This is a genomic window from Pseudomonas sp. 2995-1 (genome assembly GCF_002742505.1).
GTDB classification, from domain to species: Bacteria; Pseudomonadota; Gammaproteobacteria; order Pseudomonadales; family Pseudomonadaceae; genus Aquipseudomonas; species Aquipseudomonas sivasensis.
Genome location: NZ_LJSA01000604.1, coordinates 254929 through 269975 on the forward strand (window position 1 = coordinate 254929; position 15047 = coordinate 269975).

Here is a 15047-nt window from a genome sequence, read left to right on the forward strand (position 1 = left end):
GCTGCATCACATCTGAGGAGAGCATCGACCATGAGCAAAAAGCCATCCAAGCATGGCCCCAACAAGGCCAAATCCATCATCGCCCAGCCACTGTTCCGCAGCCGTCAGGAACGCGCCGGCAAGGGCAAGGGCAGCTACCGCCGCGAAGCCTTCCAGTCTAATAGCTGGGAGGCTTCTTACTTTCTGGCTGCCTGAAGGCAAGCGCCCCTCTGGCATGATAAGGTCAGCGTCTGATTTGTAATCCCTGGACCTGTGCATGCCCTCTCGTCTTTCCCGTCATTGGCACCTTCGCCAACTGATCGCTGCCTCCAGCCTTATTCTGCTTGTCGCCTGTGCGGAAAAACCTACCGCCGCCGACGCCCAACCGTTGCCAAAGCTCCAAACCGCACCCGTTGTAGCGCCCGCCGTCGTGGCCCCGCTGGCCGTGGACAATCTCGATATCCAACCGACCCAAACCTTCGCCGAATGGCAGGCGGGTTTCCGCGCGCAAGCCCTGCAGGCCGGCATTACCGCCGCCGTGTTCGACAATGCCTTCGCCAATGTCACCCCCGACATGGCGGTGATCCGCGCCGACCGCAGCCAGCCGGAGTTTTCCCGCCCGGTGTGGGAATACCTCGACGGTGCCCTATCGCCGTTGCGTGTGCGTAATGGCCAGGCACTGCTAATCAAATATGCCGACATCCTGCAAAGCATCGAGCAACGTTATGGCGTCGACCGCCAAGCGTTGGTGTCGGTGTGGGGCATGGAGAGTAACTTCGGCCAGTTCCAGGGCAACAATTCGGTAATCCGCTCCCTGGCGACCCTGGCCTATGAAGGCCGACGCCCAGCCTTTGCACAGGCGCAATTGCTGGCGGCACTGCAGATCATCCAACACGGCGATATCCAGGCCGACCAGATGAAAGGCTCCTGGGCAGGCGCTATGGGCCAGACCCAATTTATCCCGACCACCTACAACACCCACGCCGTGGACTTCGACGGCGACGGTCGCCGCGATATCTGGAATAGCCCGGCCGACGCCCTCGCCTCCACTGCGCACTACCTGCAAAGCTCCGGCTGGCAGAAAGGCCAGCCGTGGGGGTTCGAGGTGAAACAACTGCCAGCGAACTTCGATTACGCCCTGGCCGATGGCGGCACCCGCAAAACCGTCGCTGAGTGGCTGAAACTGGGCGTGCAGCTGCCGCCGGGCGCCAGCATGCCAAGCAATGTCGACCAACTCTCCGCCGCCCTGCTGCTGCCTGCGGGCTATCGCGGCCCGGCGTTCCTGGTGCTGGATAACTTCCGCGCCATCCTCAAGTACAACAACTCATCGTCCTACGCGCTGGCGGTTGGCCTGTTGTCGGAGCGGTTTGGTGGCGGTGGCGTGATTCGTGGCGAGTGGCCGAAAGATGAGCTGCCACTGAGCCGATCCCAGCGCATGGATTTGCAGACGGCGTTGAGTGCCAATGGCTATGACGCGGGCAACCCGGATGGGATTATCGGCGCCAACACCCGTAAGGCGATTCGTGCGGCGCAGCAGGCGCTGGGCTGGCCGGCGGATGGGTATCCGACGGTGAAATTGCTGGAGTCGCTGCAAAACCGTTAGATCTGCTTATGGCGACTATCGCTATCGGGGGCAAGCCCCCTCCCACATTTTGATTTGTGAATACATTCAAGTGTGGGAGGGGGCTTGCCCCCGATGGCGGTTTGGCAGGCACCAACAGATTCAGGGTTTGAACACCACATCCTGCTCCAACACCACCCGCTTCTCCCCTGCATCCAAACGCACCAACGCGCCCATTGGCAGCGTCAGGTTCGGATCGCAATGCCCACTGCGCCAGCCGGCCAACACCGGTATGCACAAAGGCTCGAACGTCTGCTTCAGCAGGCGCTCCAGCGCAGCGTTATCCACCCCCGCCACATCCCCCACCAGCACACCCGCAACCTGGGCCAATTTACCGGCCAGGCGCAAGTGCGTCAGCAACCGGTCAATGCGGTAGATCGGCTCGTTGACGTCTTCGATAAACAGGATGATGCCTTCAGCGTCGATTTCGTAAGGCGTCCCCATGACCGCCGCAATCATCGACAGGTTACCTCCCAGCAAGCGCCCACAGGCAATGCCAGGCTCGATCGTGGTCAGCGGGTACGCCACCGGGTGCGACAGCACACTGCCGGCGCCCAGCTGGCCGCGCAGAAGGCTGAACAATGACGATTCGGTAGGTTGTTGCTTGTCGCCGAGCAGGTCGGCATTGAGCATCGGGCCGTGGAAGGTCACGAAGCCGGCGTAGCGGTTGATCGCCAGATGCAACGCGGTGATGTCGCTGTAACCCACGAACGGCTTGGGATTGGACCGCAGCAGGTCGAAGTCCAGCGCGTCGAGCAGCCGTGGCGTACCGTAACCACCGCGCAGACAGAAGATAGCGTCGATATCCGGATCGGCGAAGGCGGCGTGCAGGTCACGCAGGCGCACTGCATCGCTGCCGGCGAGGTAGCCGTCGCGTTCATAGACACCGGGGAAAATCCGCAGATCGTAGCCGCGCGTGCGCATCCATTGGCCAGCCCTTTCAACGTCCAGCACGGCGGGGCCGGCAGGTGCGATCAGGGCGATGGTGCCTTCAGAACGAAGGGCTGGAACGGCTGCTGTCATACACAACTCTCCCTAACTAGCGCGGAACGAAATGTGGGAGGGGGCGTGCCCCCGATTGCGGTGGATCAGCCAGCACATGTAGCGACTGACATACCGCAATCGAGGGCAAGCCCCCTCCCACACTGGATCTAAACCCCTATCAGGAAACCAGGCTTGCCTTGACCAACTTGGCTTGTTCGTCAGCGTGGTACGAAGAGCGTACCAACGGGCCCGAGGCGACGTTCTTGAAGCCCATCTTGTAGCCTTCCTCGGCGAACCAGGCGAAGGTGTCCGGGTGCACGAAACGCTGCACTGGCAAGTGACTGCGCGACGGTTGCAGGTACTGGCCCAGGGTCAGCATGTCGATGTCGTGTTCGCGCATGCGTTTCATGACTTCGATGACTTCTTCGTCGGTTTCGCCCAGGCCCAGCATCAGGCCGGATTTGGTCGGAATGTGCGGCATCATCTGCTTGAATTTCTGCAGCAGGGTCAGCGACCACTGGTAGTCCGAACCCGGACGCGCAGCCTTGTACAGGCGTGGCACGGTTTCCAGGTTGTGGTTGAACACATCCGGTGGCTCGGCGGCGGTGATTTCCAGCGCCACGTCCATACGGCCACGGTAGTCCGGGACCAGGGTTTCGAGCATCACGTTCGGCGACAGTTTGCGGATTTCGCGGATGCAGTCGGCAAAGTGCTGTGCACCGCCGTCACGCAAGTCGTCGCGGTCCACCGAGGTAATCACTACATATTTGAGTTTCAGGTCGGCGATGGCGATGGCCAGGCTTTCCGGCTCGTTCACGTCCAGTGGCTTCGGCCGGCCATGGCCAACGTCGCAGAACGGGCAACGACGGGTGCAGATGTCACCCATGATCATGAACGTGGCGGTGCCGCCGGAGAAGCATTCGCCCAGGTTCGGGCAAGAGGCCTCTTCGCATACGCTGTGCAGCTTGTGTTTGCGCAGCAGGGCCTTGATACGGTCGACTTCCGGCGAAACCGGGATACGCACGCGAATCCAGTCAGGTTTCTTCGGAAGTTCGGTGGTCGGAATGATCTTCACCGGGATGCGTGCAACCTTCTCGGCGCCGCGCAGCTTGACGCCGGCTTCCACCTTGGCACGCGGGGCCGGGGCCGGACGCTCGGTAACGTCCAGCGTCGGGATCATGGTTTGCACTGCATCAGTAGTCATAATCAGTCGATTCCGCCCGTTAGGGTCGTCTGCTCAGCATAGTCGAGGTGTTTGACGAGCTGCGCGCGCAGCCGGGCACTTACCTCGGCAAATTTAATCGGTGTAGCGTGTTCGCTCAGTTGGGTCATCGCCAACCCGGCATAGCCGCACGGGTTGATCCGCCGAAACGGGGCCAAGTCCATGTCCACGTTCAGGGCCAGGCCATGAAAGGAACATCCGTGACGAATCCGAAGCCCCAGGGAGGCGATTTTCGCGCCATCCACATACACACCGGGAGCATCAGGCTTGGCCGCGGCGGTCACGCCATAACTGGCCAGCAACTCGACCAGGCAAGCCTCTATCCGGCTGACCAGATCGCGCACGCCAAATCCCAGCTTGCGCACGTCCAGCAACAGATAAGCGACCAACTGGCCGGGGCCATGGTAAGTCACTTGGCCACCTCGGTCGACCTGCACCACCGGAATATCCCCCGGCAGCAGCAAATGCTCAGCCTTGCCAGCCTGGCCCTGGGTGAACACCGGCGGGTGTTCCACCAGCCAGATCTCATCGGGGGCCGAGGTGCCACGCTCGTTGGTGAACCGTTGCATGGCGTGCCAGACAGGCTCGTAGGCCATCTGGCCGAGCTCGCGAAAGCCCAGGACCTCTGGCATCACAGCACCATGTGCACGAAGCCGGTGGCCCGCAGTTCGCTGTTGATGTCGTAGAGCTGGTCCTGGCCGGTCGCAACGATGTGCAACTGGATAGTCGTGTATTTACCGGTGGTGCTGGATCGCTCATCCACTCGGTTATCGTTGATCGTCGCGTGTTTACGCACGATCTCAAGAATCGTGTCCTTGCGGCCAACACCCGTGTCGCTGATCACCTTGATCGGGTAATCGACCACCGGGAATTCGATCTTGGGTGCCTTTACTTCGGTATCGGTCATGGCGTAACGGCCTCGTAAGCGGTAAGCCGTGGCGACGGCAAAGCCCCGCGTCGGATCAACGCGGGGCTTTGCAGGTGCACACTATCAGTTGAACAAGCCGTAGAAGAATAGACGGATGCTATCCCACACGCGGCGGAAGATACCACCTTCGTCGACAGCGTCCAGCGCGATCAGGTCAGCGCTGTGCACCACCTTGTCGTCCAGTTTCACTTCGACTTTACCGATCACGTCACCCTTGGCGATTGGAGCAACCAATTGCGGGTTCATAGTCATGCTGGCAGCGAGCTTTTTCAGTTGGCCTTTAGGCATGGTCAGGGTCAGGTCTTCAGCCAGGCCGGCCTTGACTTGAGAGGTTGCGCCCTTCCATACCGGCGCGGTCGCCAGTTCAGCACCCTTCTGATAGAAGGTCTGGGTTTCGAAGAAGCGGAAACCATAGGTCAGCAGCTTTTGCGTTTCGGCCGCACGGGCCTGCTCGCTGTTTGTGCCGAATACCACTGCAATCAGGCGCTGGCCGTCACGAACAGCGGACGACACCATGCAATAGCCAGCCTCTTCGGTGTGGCCCGTTTTCAGACCATCAACGGTCTTGTCGCGCCACAACAACAGGTTGCGGTTAGGCTGCTTGATGTTGTTCCAGAAGAACTCCTTCTGGGAGTAAATCGCGTAGTGCACCGGGTCAACACGAATGATCGCGCGGGCCAGGATCGCCATGTCGTGAGCCGACGAGTAGTGCTCAGGGTTTGGCAAACCAGTCGGATTCATGAAGTGGCTGTTGGTCATGCCCAGGTCGGCCACGGTTTTGTTCATCATGTCGGCGAATGCATCTTCGCTGCCGGCGATGTGCTCGGCCAGCGCGACGCTGGCGTCGTTACCGGACTGGATGATGATGCCGTGCAGCAGGTCACTTACGGTGACTTGCGAGCCCACCTTGATGAACATGCGCGAACCGCCGGTACGCCAGGCATTTTCGCTGACGGTCACCGGGTCGTTCTCGCCGATCTGGCCGCGACGGATTTCCAGGGTCGCGATGTAGGCGGTCATCAGCTTGGTCAGGCTGGCTGGCGGCAGGCGTTGGTCACCGTTGCTCTCTACCAGCACGTTGCCGCTGGCAGCGTCCATCAGGACCCACGCCTTAGCGGCCAGTTGCGGTGAAGCCGGCACCATTTCAACCGCCCAGGCGGCCGGGGTGATGATCAGCGAGATAAGCAGGCACGTGCGTTTGGCTAAGGTGGTGATGTTCATCCGTCTCTCGAAATTGCTTATGGAAACTTGCCCTCGCGGGCAAAACTTATTCAGACAGCCCGCTACCAGACTGTCACGTGTTCGGTTGCCCGCTCACCCCTTGCCCCTGGGTTTTTATTGTTCAACGAGCCAACAACCACAGCTCAAACCCGCGCACGGGCCTGAACCATCAATTCTTTGTTATTCAGCGGTGACCACGCTGGGTTGTCCCAGGTTGGCCATGCGAACGCTGTTCTGTACTTGCGCCACTTCGCTCGGCGAGCCGATCGGGCCCATGCGCACGCGGTGCAGGGTTTGCTGGTTACGCACGATGGAGCTGATAAAGACCGGCGCGTTGACCATGCCGCTGAGCTTGGACCTTAACAGTTCTGCCGCATCCGGGTTGGCGAAAGCGCCCACTTGCAGGTATTGCCCGCCAGCGACCGAAGCACCCGGCGCTGCGTGGGGCACGACCACCGTGTCCGGTGCGTGTTGCTGCGGTGGCGGTGTCCACTGTTCGATCTTGCCGGTGGATGCCGTCACTTGCGGCTGCGCACTCTGCGGTTCATTGAGCATCAGCGGGGCGGGCTTGCCACGCTGGGCCCAGTACTGCGCCGGGTCGATACCTTCGACCTTGACCCGCGCCGTACCGGTTTCGGCATAGCCGAGCTTCTTCGCGGCGGCGTAGGACAAATCGATGATCCGGTCCGAATAGAACGGCCCACGGTCGTTGACCCGCAGGATCACCGTGCGGTTATTGTCCAGGTTGGTCACACGCACATAGCTGGGCAGCGGCAAGGTTTTATGCGCTGCGCTCATGCCATACAGGTCATAGACCTCGCCGTTGGCAGTGTTCTGACCATGGAACTTGGTGCCGTACCAGGACGCCGTGCCCGATTGCACGTAGGTCTTGGATTCCTGCAACGGAAAGTAGGATTTACCCAGCACGGTATAGGGGTTGGCCTTGTAAGGGCCGGTGTGCAAGGTGGGCGTGGCATCCGGGATTTTCGACACGTCGACATCCCACCACGGCGCGCCGTCTTTGTGCGCGCGGTTGATGTCCAGGCCTGGCTGGGAACGTACGGCGGTACCGCCGGACTTCTGGGGTGCCGGGCCACGGCTTGTGGAACAACTGACGACCAGCAGGGACAACGCGGCGAACGCCACCAGCTTGAGCGGTTGATTGAACGGCGATGCCCGCATTACTTGTTGCCCCGTGCTTGGACCAGCATGTCTGACAGCTGATGCACGGCCATGGCGTACATCACACTGCGGTTATAACGCGTGATTGCGTAGAAATTCTTCAGGCCCATCCAATATTCAGGGCCATTTTCGCCTTCCAGGCGGAACGCCGTGACCGGCATATCATCGCGTGGCGCATTCTGACTCGACCAGCCCAGCGCCCGCAACTCCCCGACCGTCTTGGCCGGCTCGATGCCCTGGGTCAGGCCTTCATCGGCACGTTCCCCGCTGACGTCGGCGCGAATCACTACGGGCTCGCCGCCCACCCAGCCATGGCGCTTGAAGTAGCTGGCCACGCTGCCAATGGCGTCGTCGGGATTACTCCAGATGTTGATGTGGCCGTCACCGTCAAAATCCACGGCATAGGCGCGAAAGCTGCTCGGCATGAATTGCGGCAAGCCCATCGCCCCGGCGTAGGAGCCTTTGAGGGTCAGCGGGTCGACCTGCTCTTCGCGGGCCAACAGCAGGAATTCGCGCAGCTCCTTGCGGAAGAAGTCGGCGCGAGGCGGGTAATCGAAGCCCAGGGTCGACAAGGCGTCGATCACCCGATAGCTGCCGGTATTGCGTCCGTAAAAGGTTTCAATGCCGATGATCGCAACAATTACCTGGGCCGGCACGCCGTATTCCTGCTCGGCGCGGGCCAGCACGGCTTCATGCTGGCGCCAGAAGTCCACACCGCGCGCCACGCGGGCGTCGGTGAGAAACATCGGGCGATATTCCTTCCACTGCTTCACGCGTTCGGCGGGGCGGGAGATGGCGTCGAGGATCGCCTGCTTTTTCTGGGCTTCGCGGAACACGCCCATCAGCTGCTCACCTGCGAAACCGTAGTCGCGGGTCATCTCACCGACAAATTCGGCGACCTGGGGTGAACCATCGTAGTCACCGGCCTGCGCCTCTTGCGTTGCGCCCAGTAGCCCAATCAGGCCCATCCAGGACGCATGCCGAGTGGCCCAGCCGCGCATTACTTGCATTGACATCTTCACCTTATTCAAACCTGTGCGATCCACTTGCGATGCGTATGAATCGACATCAAAACCCCAAACGCTGACAGCAATGTCACCAGCGAAGTTCCGCCGTAGCTAATGAACGGCAACGGCACCCCAACCACCGGCAACAGGCCACTGACCATACCGATGTTGACGAAAACGTAAACAAAAAAAGTCATGGTCAGGCTGCCTGCGAGCAATTTGCCGAACAGCGTCTGTGCCTGTGCGGTAATTACCAGGCCGCGCCCGATCAGCAGCAAATAGATCAGCAACAGTGCGCAGATGCCTACCAGGCCGAACTCTTCGCCCATCACCGCGATAATGAAGTCGGTGTGGCTCTCTGGCAAAAAGTCCAGGTGCGACTGGGTGCCCAGCAGCCAACCCTTGCCAAACACGCCGCCGGAACCGATGGCTGCCTTGGACTGGATGATGTTCCAGCCGGTACCGAGCGGGTCGCTTTCCGGATCGAGAAACGTGAGGATCCGTTGCTTCTGGTAGTCGTGCATAAAGAAGAACCACATGGCCACCGCCACCGGTACGGCCGCAGCCAGCACACTGAGGATCCAGCGCCAGCGCAAGCCACCCATGAACAGCACGAACGCACCACCGGCGAGGATCAGCAGCGAGGTGCCGAGGTCCGGCTGACGAACGATCAGGATGAACGGTACGCCAATCAGAATCAGGCTGATGCCTACGTGTTTAAGCTGCGGCGGCAAGGTGCGCTTGGACAGGTACCAGGCAATGGTGGCCGGCATCAGGATCTTCATGAATTCCGACGGCTGGAAGCGAATCACCCCCGGAATGTTGATCCAGCGGGTTGCGCCCATGGCGTTGTGGCCCATCACGTCCACCACCACCAGCAGCAATACACCGGCGACGTAGCCAAGCGGCACCCACCGCGCCATGAAACGCGGCTCCAACTGGGCAATCACCACCATGGACAGCAGGCCCAGGCCAAAAGACGACGCTTGCTTGATCAGCAGGTCCCAGTTCTTGCCGCTGGCCGAATACAGCACAAACAGGCTACCGGCGGCCAGGGTCAGCAGCAGGATCAATAACGGGCCATCAATGTGCATGCGCTGCAGCAACGTCGCGCGGCGACGCATCACATCCTCGCTGGAGAGGATGCGGTCAAAATTACTCTTCACTGGCCGTAACCTCGGGGTTTGAAGGGGGGCCGCCATATTCGGGCTTGAGCCTGCCGTCGTCGGCCAACAACCAGGCATCCATCACCTGGCGCACCACGGGAGCGGCAACACCGGAGCCGGACTCGCCGTTCTCCACCATGACGGCCACGACGATTTTCGGGTCGTCTGCCGGAGCAAAACCGACGAACAAGGCGTGGTCGCGGTGGCGCTCCTGGACCTTGGTGCGGTCGTATTTCTCGCCCTGCTTGATCGCGACCACCTGGGCCGTACCGCTCTTGCCGGCAATGCGGTACTGCGCACCGATTGCGGCTTTTCGCGCGGTGCCACGGGCGCCGTGCATCACTTGCTGCATACCATGGTTGACCTTGGTCCAGTCGGACGAGTCGCGCAGCACGATGTCCGGGATCGGGTTGTCATCCACCGGTTTCTCGCCCTCGATGGTCTTGGCCAGGTGCGGGCGATTCCAGATACCTTTGTTGGCCACCAGCGCGGTAGCCTGGGCCAGCTGCAACGGGGTGGCCTGCATATAGCCCTGGCCGATGCCGAGGATCAGGGTTTCACCCGGGAACCACGCCTGACGACGGGTCGCACGCTTCCACTCCCGGGACGGCATCAGGCCAGGAGATTCTTCGAACATATCCAGGGAAACTTTCTGACCGAGGCCGAACTTGCCCATGTAGGCAGACAGCCGGTCGATCCCCAGCTTGTGGGCCAGGTCATAGAAATAGGTGTCGTTGGACCGCATGATCGCGGTGTCCAAGTCGACGTAGCCGTCACCGGTGCGGTTCCAGTTACGGTATTTGTGATCGTAGTTGGGCAGCATGTAGTAGCCCGGGTCGTACACGCGACTGGAAGCAGTGACCACACCTGCATCCAGGCCAGCAATCGCCACCGCGGGCTTGATGGTCGAACCGGGCGGGTACAGGCCGCGCAGCACGCGGTTGAACAGCGGTCGGTCGATGGAATCGCGCAACTCGGCGTAGGCCTTGAAGCTGATCCCGGTCACAAACAGGTTAGGGTCGAAACTTGGCTGGCTGACCATGGCCAGGACTTCACCCGTTTTCGGGTCCAGTGCCACCACCGCGCCACGCCGCCCACCCAAGGCCATCTCCGCCGCTTCCTGCAGCTTGATGTCCAGGCTCAGCACAATGTCCTTGCCGGGAATCGGGTCGGTGCGCTTGAGCACGCGCAATACGCGACCACGGGCATTGGTCTCTACTTCTTCGTAACCCACCTGGCCGTGCAGTTCCGGCTCGTAGAAACGCTCGATGCCGGTCTTGCCGATATGGTGGGTACCGCTGTAATTGACCGGGTCGAGGCTCTTGAGCTCTTTTTCGTTGATCCGCCCCATGTAGCCGACCGAGTGCGCAAAATGCGCGCCCTGCGGGTAATGACGTACCAACTGTGCCACCACTTCCACACCCGGCAACCGGAACTGGTTTACCGCGATGCGGGCGATCTGCTCTTCGGTCAACTCAAACAGGATCGGCACCGGCTCAAAGGGCCGACGCCCCTGCTTCATGCGCTTTTCGAAAATCACTCGGTCTTCCGGCGTGAGTTGCAGCACCTCGACGATAACATCGAGGACTTGCTGCCAATCGCCGGAACGCTCGCGGGTCATGCTCAGGCTGAAGCTGGGCCGGTTATCCGCGACCACCACACCGTTGCGGTCGAAAATAAGCCCACGGGTCGGCGGAATCGGCTGCACATGCACCCGGTTGTTTTCCGACAGCGTGGAGTGGTACTCGTACTGGATCACCTGCAGGAAATACAGGCGGGCGATCAGCACACACATCAGCCCGACGACCAGAATCGCACCAAACACGACCCGAGCGCGTACAAGACGTGCGTCTTTCTCGTGGTCCTTGATGCGGATCGGCTGGGTCATCGGGAGGGGCGCAGACTATTTGTGGTAAGGGTGCCCGGACAGAACTGTCCAGGCGCGATACAGCTGTTCACCGATCAGAATCCTTACCAACGGGTGCGGCAACGTCAGTGCCGACAGCGACCAACGCTGGTCGGCTCGCGCGCAGACTTCTGGCGCCAGCCCTTCCGGGCCACCGACCATGAAGTTGACGGTGCGCGAATCCAGGCGCCAGCGATCCAGTTCCACCGCCAGTTGCTCGGTGCTCCAGGGTTTGCCGTGCACTTCGAGGGTGACGATGCGCTCGTTGGGGCCGACCTTGGCCAACATGGCCTCGCCTTCCTGACGGATAAAGCGCGCTACGTCGGCATTCTTGCCCCGGGTGTTGAGCGGTATTTCCACCAGTTCCAGCGACAGCTCAGCGGGCAGACGCTTGGCATACTCGTGCCAGCCTTCTTCCACCCACTTGGGCATGCGTGAACCGACAGCGATCAGACGCAGGCGCACAGCCGTTCCTTATTCCTGGTCTTTGTTGAGCTTGTCGAAGTGCGCGTGGCCCACTTCCGGGCTGTGGTGCTTGCCATCAGCGGCACGGCTCTGCTCGGCGCCTTTCCACAGACGCTCCAGGTCGTAGAACTGACGGGCGTTGGAGGTCATCATGTGAACGATCACGTCGTCCATGTCCAGCAGCACCCAGTCGCTGTCGCCCTTACCTTCCTCACCCAGTGGCTTGACGCCTTGGGCTTTGACGGCTTCGCGGACCTTGTCCAGCATCGCGCCGATCTGGCGGTTGGAAGTACCAGTGGCGATGATCATGAAGTCGGTGATGCTCTGCTTGTCGCGTACGTCCAGAACCTGAATGTCCTGGGCCTTCACGTCTTCCAGGGCGGCAACGGCGACTTTTACCAGCTCTTCGCCAGCCAGTTCCGGACCAACGTGGGCTTCAACCGGCAGCGGGGCGCTTTTGAACGTGCCTTTGCGTTTTACTTTGCTTACGTCTTTGTTCGTCATAAAAAACTCGTTTTGCTCATATGTTCGGGCGCTCGCTGCACGACTGTTCGTGCGTTCAAGCGCGCCTTTTCAGTTCGACGCACGGTAAAGCCCGTGCGCATCGATGTAGGCCAGGACCGCGTCAGGCACCAGGAAACGTACCGACTTCCCGCTGGCCAGCAGTTGACGGATCTGGGTGGCAGACACCGCAAGCGGGGTCTGCCAGACGAATGCAATATTCCCGTTCGGCCCGGTCAGGGCCAAGGGGTCACTTACCGACCGCGCGGCCAGCAGGTTGCGCAAGGCATCCGGCGGTTCGCTGTCGGCATCCGGGCGTTGCAAAACCAGGATGTGGCAATGCTGGAGGAGTTCCTCCCAGCGATGCCAAGAGGGCAGGCCGCAAAATGCGTCCCAGCCCAAAAGCAGAAACAACTGGTCATCTACGGCCAACTCGGCGCGTACCAGCTCCAGAGTGTCAACAGTGTAGGACGGTTTATCGCGTTTGAGTTCGCGGTCGTCCACCACCAGCGGCGGTATGCCTTCTACGGCAAGGCGCACCATTTCCAGACGTTGTTGCGGTGACACCTGCGGCGTATCGCGATGGGGCGGCCGCGCGTTGGGCATCACGCGCAACTCGTCCAGTGCAAGGGCATCTGCGACTTCGAGAGCGCTGCGCAAATGGCCGATGTGCACGGGGTCGAAAGTACCGCCGAGCAGCCCGATGCGTTTAGCCATCAAGTGCGCACATGACCGTCGCCGAACACCACGTACTTCTCGCTGGTCAGACCTTCCAGGCCAACCGGGCCGCGTGCGTGAAGCTTGTCGGTGGAGATGCCGATCTCGGCGCCCAGCCCGTATTCAAAGCCGTCGGCAAAGCGCGTCGAGGCGTTGACCATCACCGAAGCGGAATCCACTTCGTTGAGGAAGCGACGCGCATCGCTGAAGTGCTCGGAGACAATCGCGTCGGTGTGCTTGGAGCCGTATGTGTTGATGTGTTCGATGGCCTGATCCAGATCATCAACGATGCGGATTGACAGGATCGGCGCCGTGTATTCGGTGTACCAGTCCTGTTCAGTCGCTTCGATCACGTCGGCGCCCAGCAGCGCGCGGGTGCGTTCGCAGCCGCGCAGTTCCACGCCCTTGTCGCGATAGATGGCAGCCAGCGGCGGCAGCACGCGATCGGCAATGCCGACGTGCACCAGCAGAGTCTCCATGGTGTTGCACGGGGCGTAGCGATGGGTCTTGGCGTTGTCGGCGATGCGGATGGCCTTGTCGATATCGGCGGCGATGTCGATGAACACATGGCATACGCCGTCCAGGTGCTTGATGACCGGAACCTTGGCATCACGGCTGACGCGTTCGATCAGGCTCTTGCCACCGCGCGGTACGATCACGTCGACGAATTCCGGCATGGTGATCAGCGCGCCAACGGCCGCGCGATCGGTGGTTTCCACCACTTGCACCACTTCGGCCGGCAGTTCGGCCACGGCCAGGCCTTGCTGGATGCAGGCGGCAATTGCGCGGTTGGAATTGATCGCCTCGGAACCGCCACGCAGGATGGTGGCATTGCCAGACTTGAGGCACAGGCTCGCGGCGTCAATGGTCACGTTAGGTCGCGACTCATAGATGATGCCGATCACGCCCAGGGGCACGCGCATCTTGCCGACCTGAATACCGGACGGCAGGTAACGCATATCGCGGATTTCACCGATGGGGTCAGGCAGCTTGGCCACCTGACGCAGGCCTTCGATCATGTCGTCGATACGTGCCGGGGTCAGCGCCAGACGGTCCAGCAGGGCCGGTTCCAGGCCATTGGCGCGGCCGTTGGCCAGGTCCAGTTCGTTGGCCGCGGCGAGTTCGGAGCGCGAAGCATCCAGAGCATCAGCGGCGGCCAGCAAGGCACGGTTCTTCTGCGCGGTGCTCGCACGAGCGATCAACCGCGAGGCCTGACGGGCAGCGCGACCCAGGCGGGTCATGTAGTCAAGAACGGACTCAGTCATGGTCAGGGAGTCTTGGCAAAGAGGAAAGCGGCAGATTATAGCTGTGACGCCGCCCGACTGACAGCGGTCAGGGGCGGATGGTCGAAATGAACTGTAAAAACCTGGGGTTCAGCGGTAATTAAGGTGGGAGTTGTTATGATTCCGTCACATTTAGCCGCATTTCCCCTGACCGCCATGCCCAGCTCATCGCCCCAACGCCCCGCCAGCTCCCTGCCCGACGGCTTCTTCGACCGTGACGCGCAAATTCTTGCGCGGGAACTGCTCGGCAAAGTTGTACGCCATCGCGTCGGCGAAATCTGGCTTTCGGCTCGAATTATTGAAACGGAAGCCTATTACGTGGCCGAAAAAGGTAGCCACGCTTCACTCGGCTACACAGAAAAGCGTAAGGCTTTGTTTCTGGATGGCGGCCATATCTACATGTACTACGCCCGTGGCGGCGACTCCCTGAACTTCAGCGCACATGGACCGGGCAATGCCGTATTGATCAAATCGGCCTATCCGTGGGTCGATGACCTTTCCGGCCAGGCGAGCCTCGCGCAGATGCAGTTGAACAACCCGAATGCCGATGGCAGCCCGCGCACCTCGCAGAAGCTGTGCGCCGGCCAAACGTTGTTGTGCAAAGCGCTGGGTCTCCAAGTGCCGATGTGGGACGCCAAGCGCTTCGACCAGGAAAGGCTGTATGTGGAAGATGTCGGCCAGGTACCGACGCAAATCATCCAGACGACCCGCCTGGGCATCCCCAGTGGCCGCGATGAACACCTGATGTACCGTTTTGTCGATGCAAGCTATGCACCGTACTGCACACGGAACCCGCTGCGCCGAGGCCAGGTCGAAGGCCGCGACTATTTTCTGATTTGAATTTTGTGGTGATGGAGTGACGTTT

General features: G+C 60.9%; 16 protein-coding genes. 3 read left to right on the forward strand and 13 right to left on the reverse strand.

Translation table 11 applies throughout. From position 1 onward, the window contains the following. The first annotated feature begins 30 nt into the window (after positions 1 to 30). Both arfA and AOA61_RS29425 read left to right on the forward strand, forming a co-directional pair. Positions 31 to 195, forward strand: coding sequence for an alternative ribosome rescue factor ArfA (arfA, locus tag AOA61_RS29420; protein WP_003176285.1), 165 nt, complete (start codon positions 31 to 33; stop codon positions 193 to 195). Positions 196 to 256: 61 nt separating this feature from the next. Beyond that, positions 257 to 1582 (forward strand): lytic murein transglycosylase, encoded by a 1326-nt coding sequence (locus tag AOA61_RS29425; RefSeq protein ID WP_032884601.1) that lies wholly within the window; start codon positions 257 to 259, stop codon positions 1580 to 1582. A 120-nt stretch (positions 1583 to 1702) separates the two neighbouring features. Here AOA61_RS29425 and AOA61_RS29430 read toward each other — a convergent pair whose 3' ends face one another. The 13 genes from AOA61_RS29430 to AOA61_RS29490 all read right to left on the reverse strand — a co-directional run bounded on the left by AOA61_RS29430 (position 1703) and on the right by AOA61_RS29490 (position 14164). Next, positions 1703 to 2623, reverse strand: coding sequence for an LD-carboxypeptidase (locus AOA61_RS29430; RefSeq protein WP_099603276.1), 921 nt, complete (start codon positions 2621 to 2623; stop codon positions 1703 to 1705). A gap of 139 nt (positions 2624 to 2762) precedes the next feature. Next, positions 2763 to 3764 (reverse strand): lipoyl synthase, encoded by a 1002-nt coding sequence (gene lipA / locus AOA61_RS29435; protein ID WP_162163623.1) that lies wholly within the window; start codon positions 3762 to 3764, stop codon positions 2763 to 2765. 26 nt (positions 3765 to 3790) lie between these two features. Then, the gene (gene lipB, locus AOA61_RS29440) at positions 3791 to 4438 is read right to left on the reverse strand and encodes a lipoyl(octanoyl) transferase LipB (protein ID WP_032884599.1); all 648 of its coding nucleotides are present in this window, start codon (positions 4436 to 4438) and stop codon (positions 3791 to 3793) included. Continuing rightward, on the reverse strand, positions 4438 to 4713 hold the full coding sequence (locus AOA61_RS29445) for a DUF493 domain-containing protein (RefSeq protein ID WP_032884598.1): 276 nt from the start codon (positions 4711 to 4713) through the stop codon (positions 4438 to 4440). The genes lipB and AOA61_RS29445 overlap by 1 nt, the downstream gene beginning before the upstream one ends. Positions 4714 to 4797: 84 nt before the next feature. Next, positions 4798 to 5955 (reverse strand): D-alanyl-D-alanine carboxypeptidase family protein, encoded by a 1158-nt coding sequence (locus tag AOA61_RS29450; protein WP_032884597.1) that lies wholly within the window; start codon positions 5953 to 5955, stop codon positions 4798 to 4800. Positions 5956 to 6135: 180 nt separating this feature from the next. Beyond that, positions 6136 to 7137: a septal ring lytic transglycosylase RlpA family protein gene (locus AOA61_RS29455; protein ID WP_032884596.1), complete on the reverse strand. Its 1002-nt coding sequence runs from the start codon at positions 7135 to 7137 to the stop codon at positions 6136 to 6138. After that, complete coding sequence (mltB, locus tag AOA61_RS29460; protein WP_032884595.1) at positions 7137 to 8147, reverse strand: lytic murein transglycosylase B; 1011 nt, start codon at positions 8145 to 8147, stop codon at positions 7137 to 7139. Before mltB ends, AOA61_RS29455 begins: the two co-directional genes overlap by 1 nt. A 17-nt stretch (positions 8148 to 8164) precedes the next feature. After that, positions 8165 to 9268: a rod shape-determining protein RodA gene (gene rodA, locus AOA61_RS29465; RefSeq protein ID WP_050442794.1), complete on the reverse strand. Its 1104-nt coding sequence runs from the start codon at positions 9266 to 9268 to the stop codon at positions 8165 to 8167. A gap of 31 nt (positions 9269 to 9299) precedes the next feature. Then, positions 9300 to 11198, reverse strand: a complete 1899-nt coding sequence (mrdA, locus tag AOA61_RS29470; RefSeq protein ID WP_032884594.1) for a penicillin-binding protein 2 — start codon at positions 11196 to 11198, stop codon at positions 9300 to 9302. Positions 11199 to 11213: 15 nt separating this feature from the next. Then, complete coding sequence (rlmH, locus tag AOA61_RS29475) at positions 11214 to 11681, reverse strand: 23S rRNA (pseudouridine(1915)-N(3))-methyltransferase RlmH (protein ID WP_003176297.1); 468 nt, start codon at positions 11679 to 11681, stop codon at positions 11214 to 11216. Positions 11682 to 11690: 9 nt separating this feature from the next. Continuing rightward, positions 11691 to 12185, reverse strand: a complete 495-nt coding sequence (rsfS, locus tag AOA61_RS29480) for a ribosome silencing factor (protein WP_003176298.1) — start codon at positions 12183 to 12185, stop codon at positions 11691 to 11693. A 69-nt stretch (positions 12186 to 12254) separates the two neighbouring features. Next, positions 12255 to 12899, reverse strand: coding sequence for a nicotinate-nucleotide adenylyltransferase (gene nadD, locus AOA61_RS29485; protein ID WP_099603277.1), 645 nt, complete (start codon positions 12897 to 12899; stop codon positions 12255 to 12257). Next, the gene (locus tag AOA61_RS29490) at positions 12899 to 14164 is read right to left on the reverse strand and encodes a glutamate-5-semialdehyde dehydrogenase (protein ID WP_032884592.1); all 1266 of its coding nucleotides are present in this window, start codon (positions 14162 to 14164) and stop codon (positions 12899 to 12901) included. The genes nadD and AOA61_RS29490 overlap by 1 nt, the downstream gene beginning before the upstream one ends. Positions 14165 to 14338: 174 nt before the next feature. Here AOA61_RS29490 and AOA61_RS29495 point away from each other — a divergent pair, with 174 nt between their 5' ends. Beyond that, positions 14339 to 15022, forward strand: coding sequence for a DNA-3-methyladenine glycosylase (locus AOA61_RS29495; protein ID WP_099603310.1), 684 nt, complete (start codon positions 14339 to 14341; stop codon positions 15020 to 15022). The last annotated feature ends 25 nt before the right edge of the window (positions 15023 to 15047 follow it).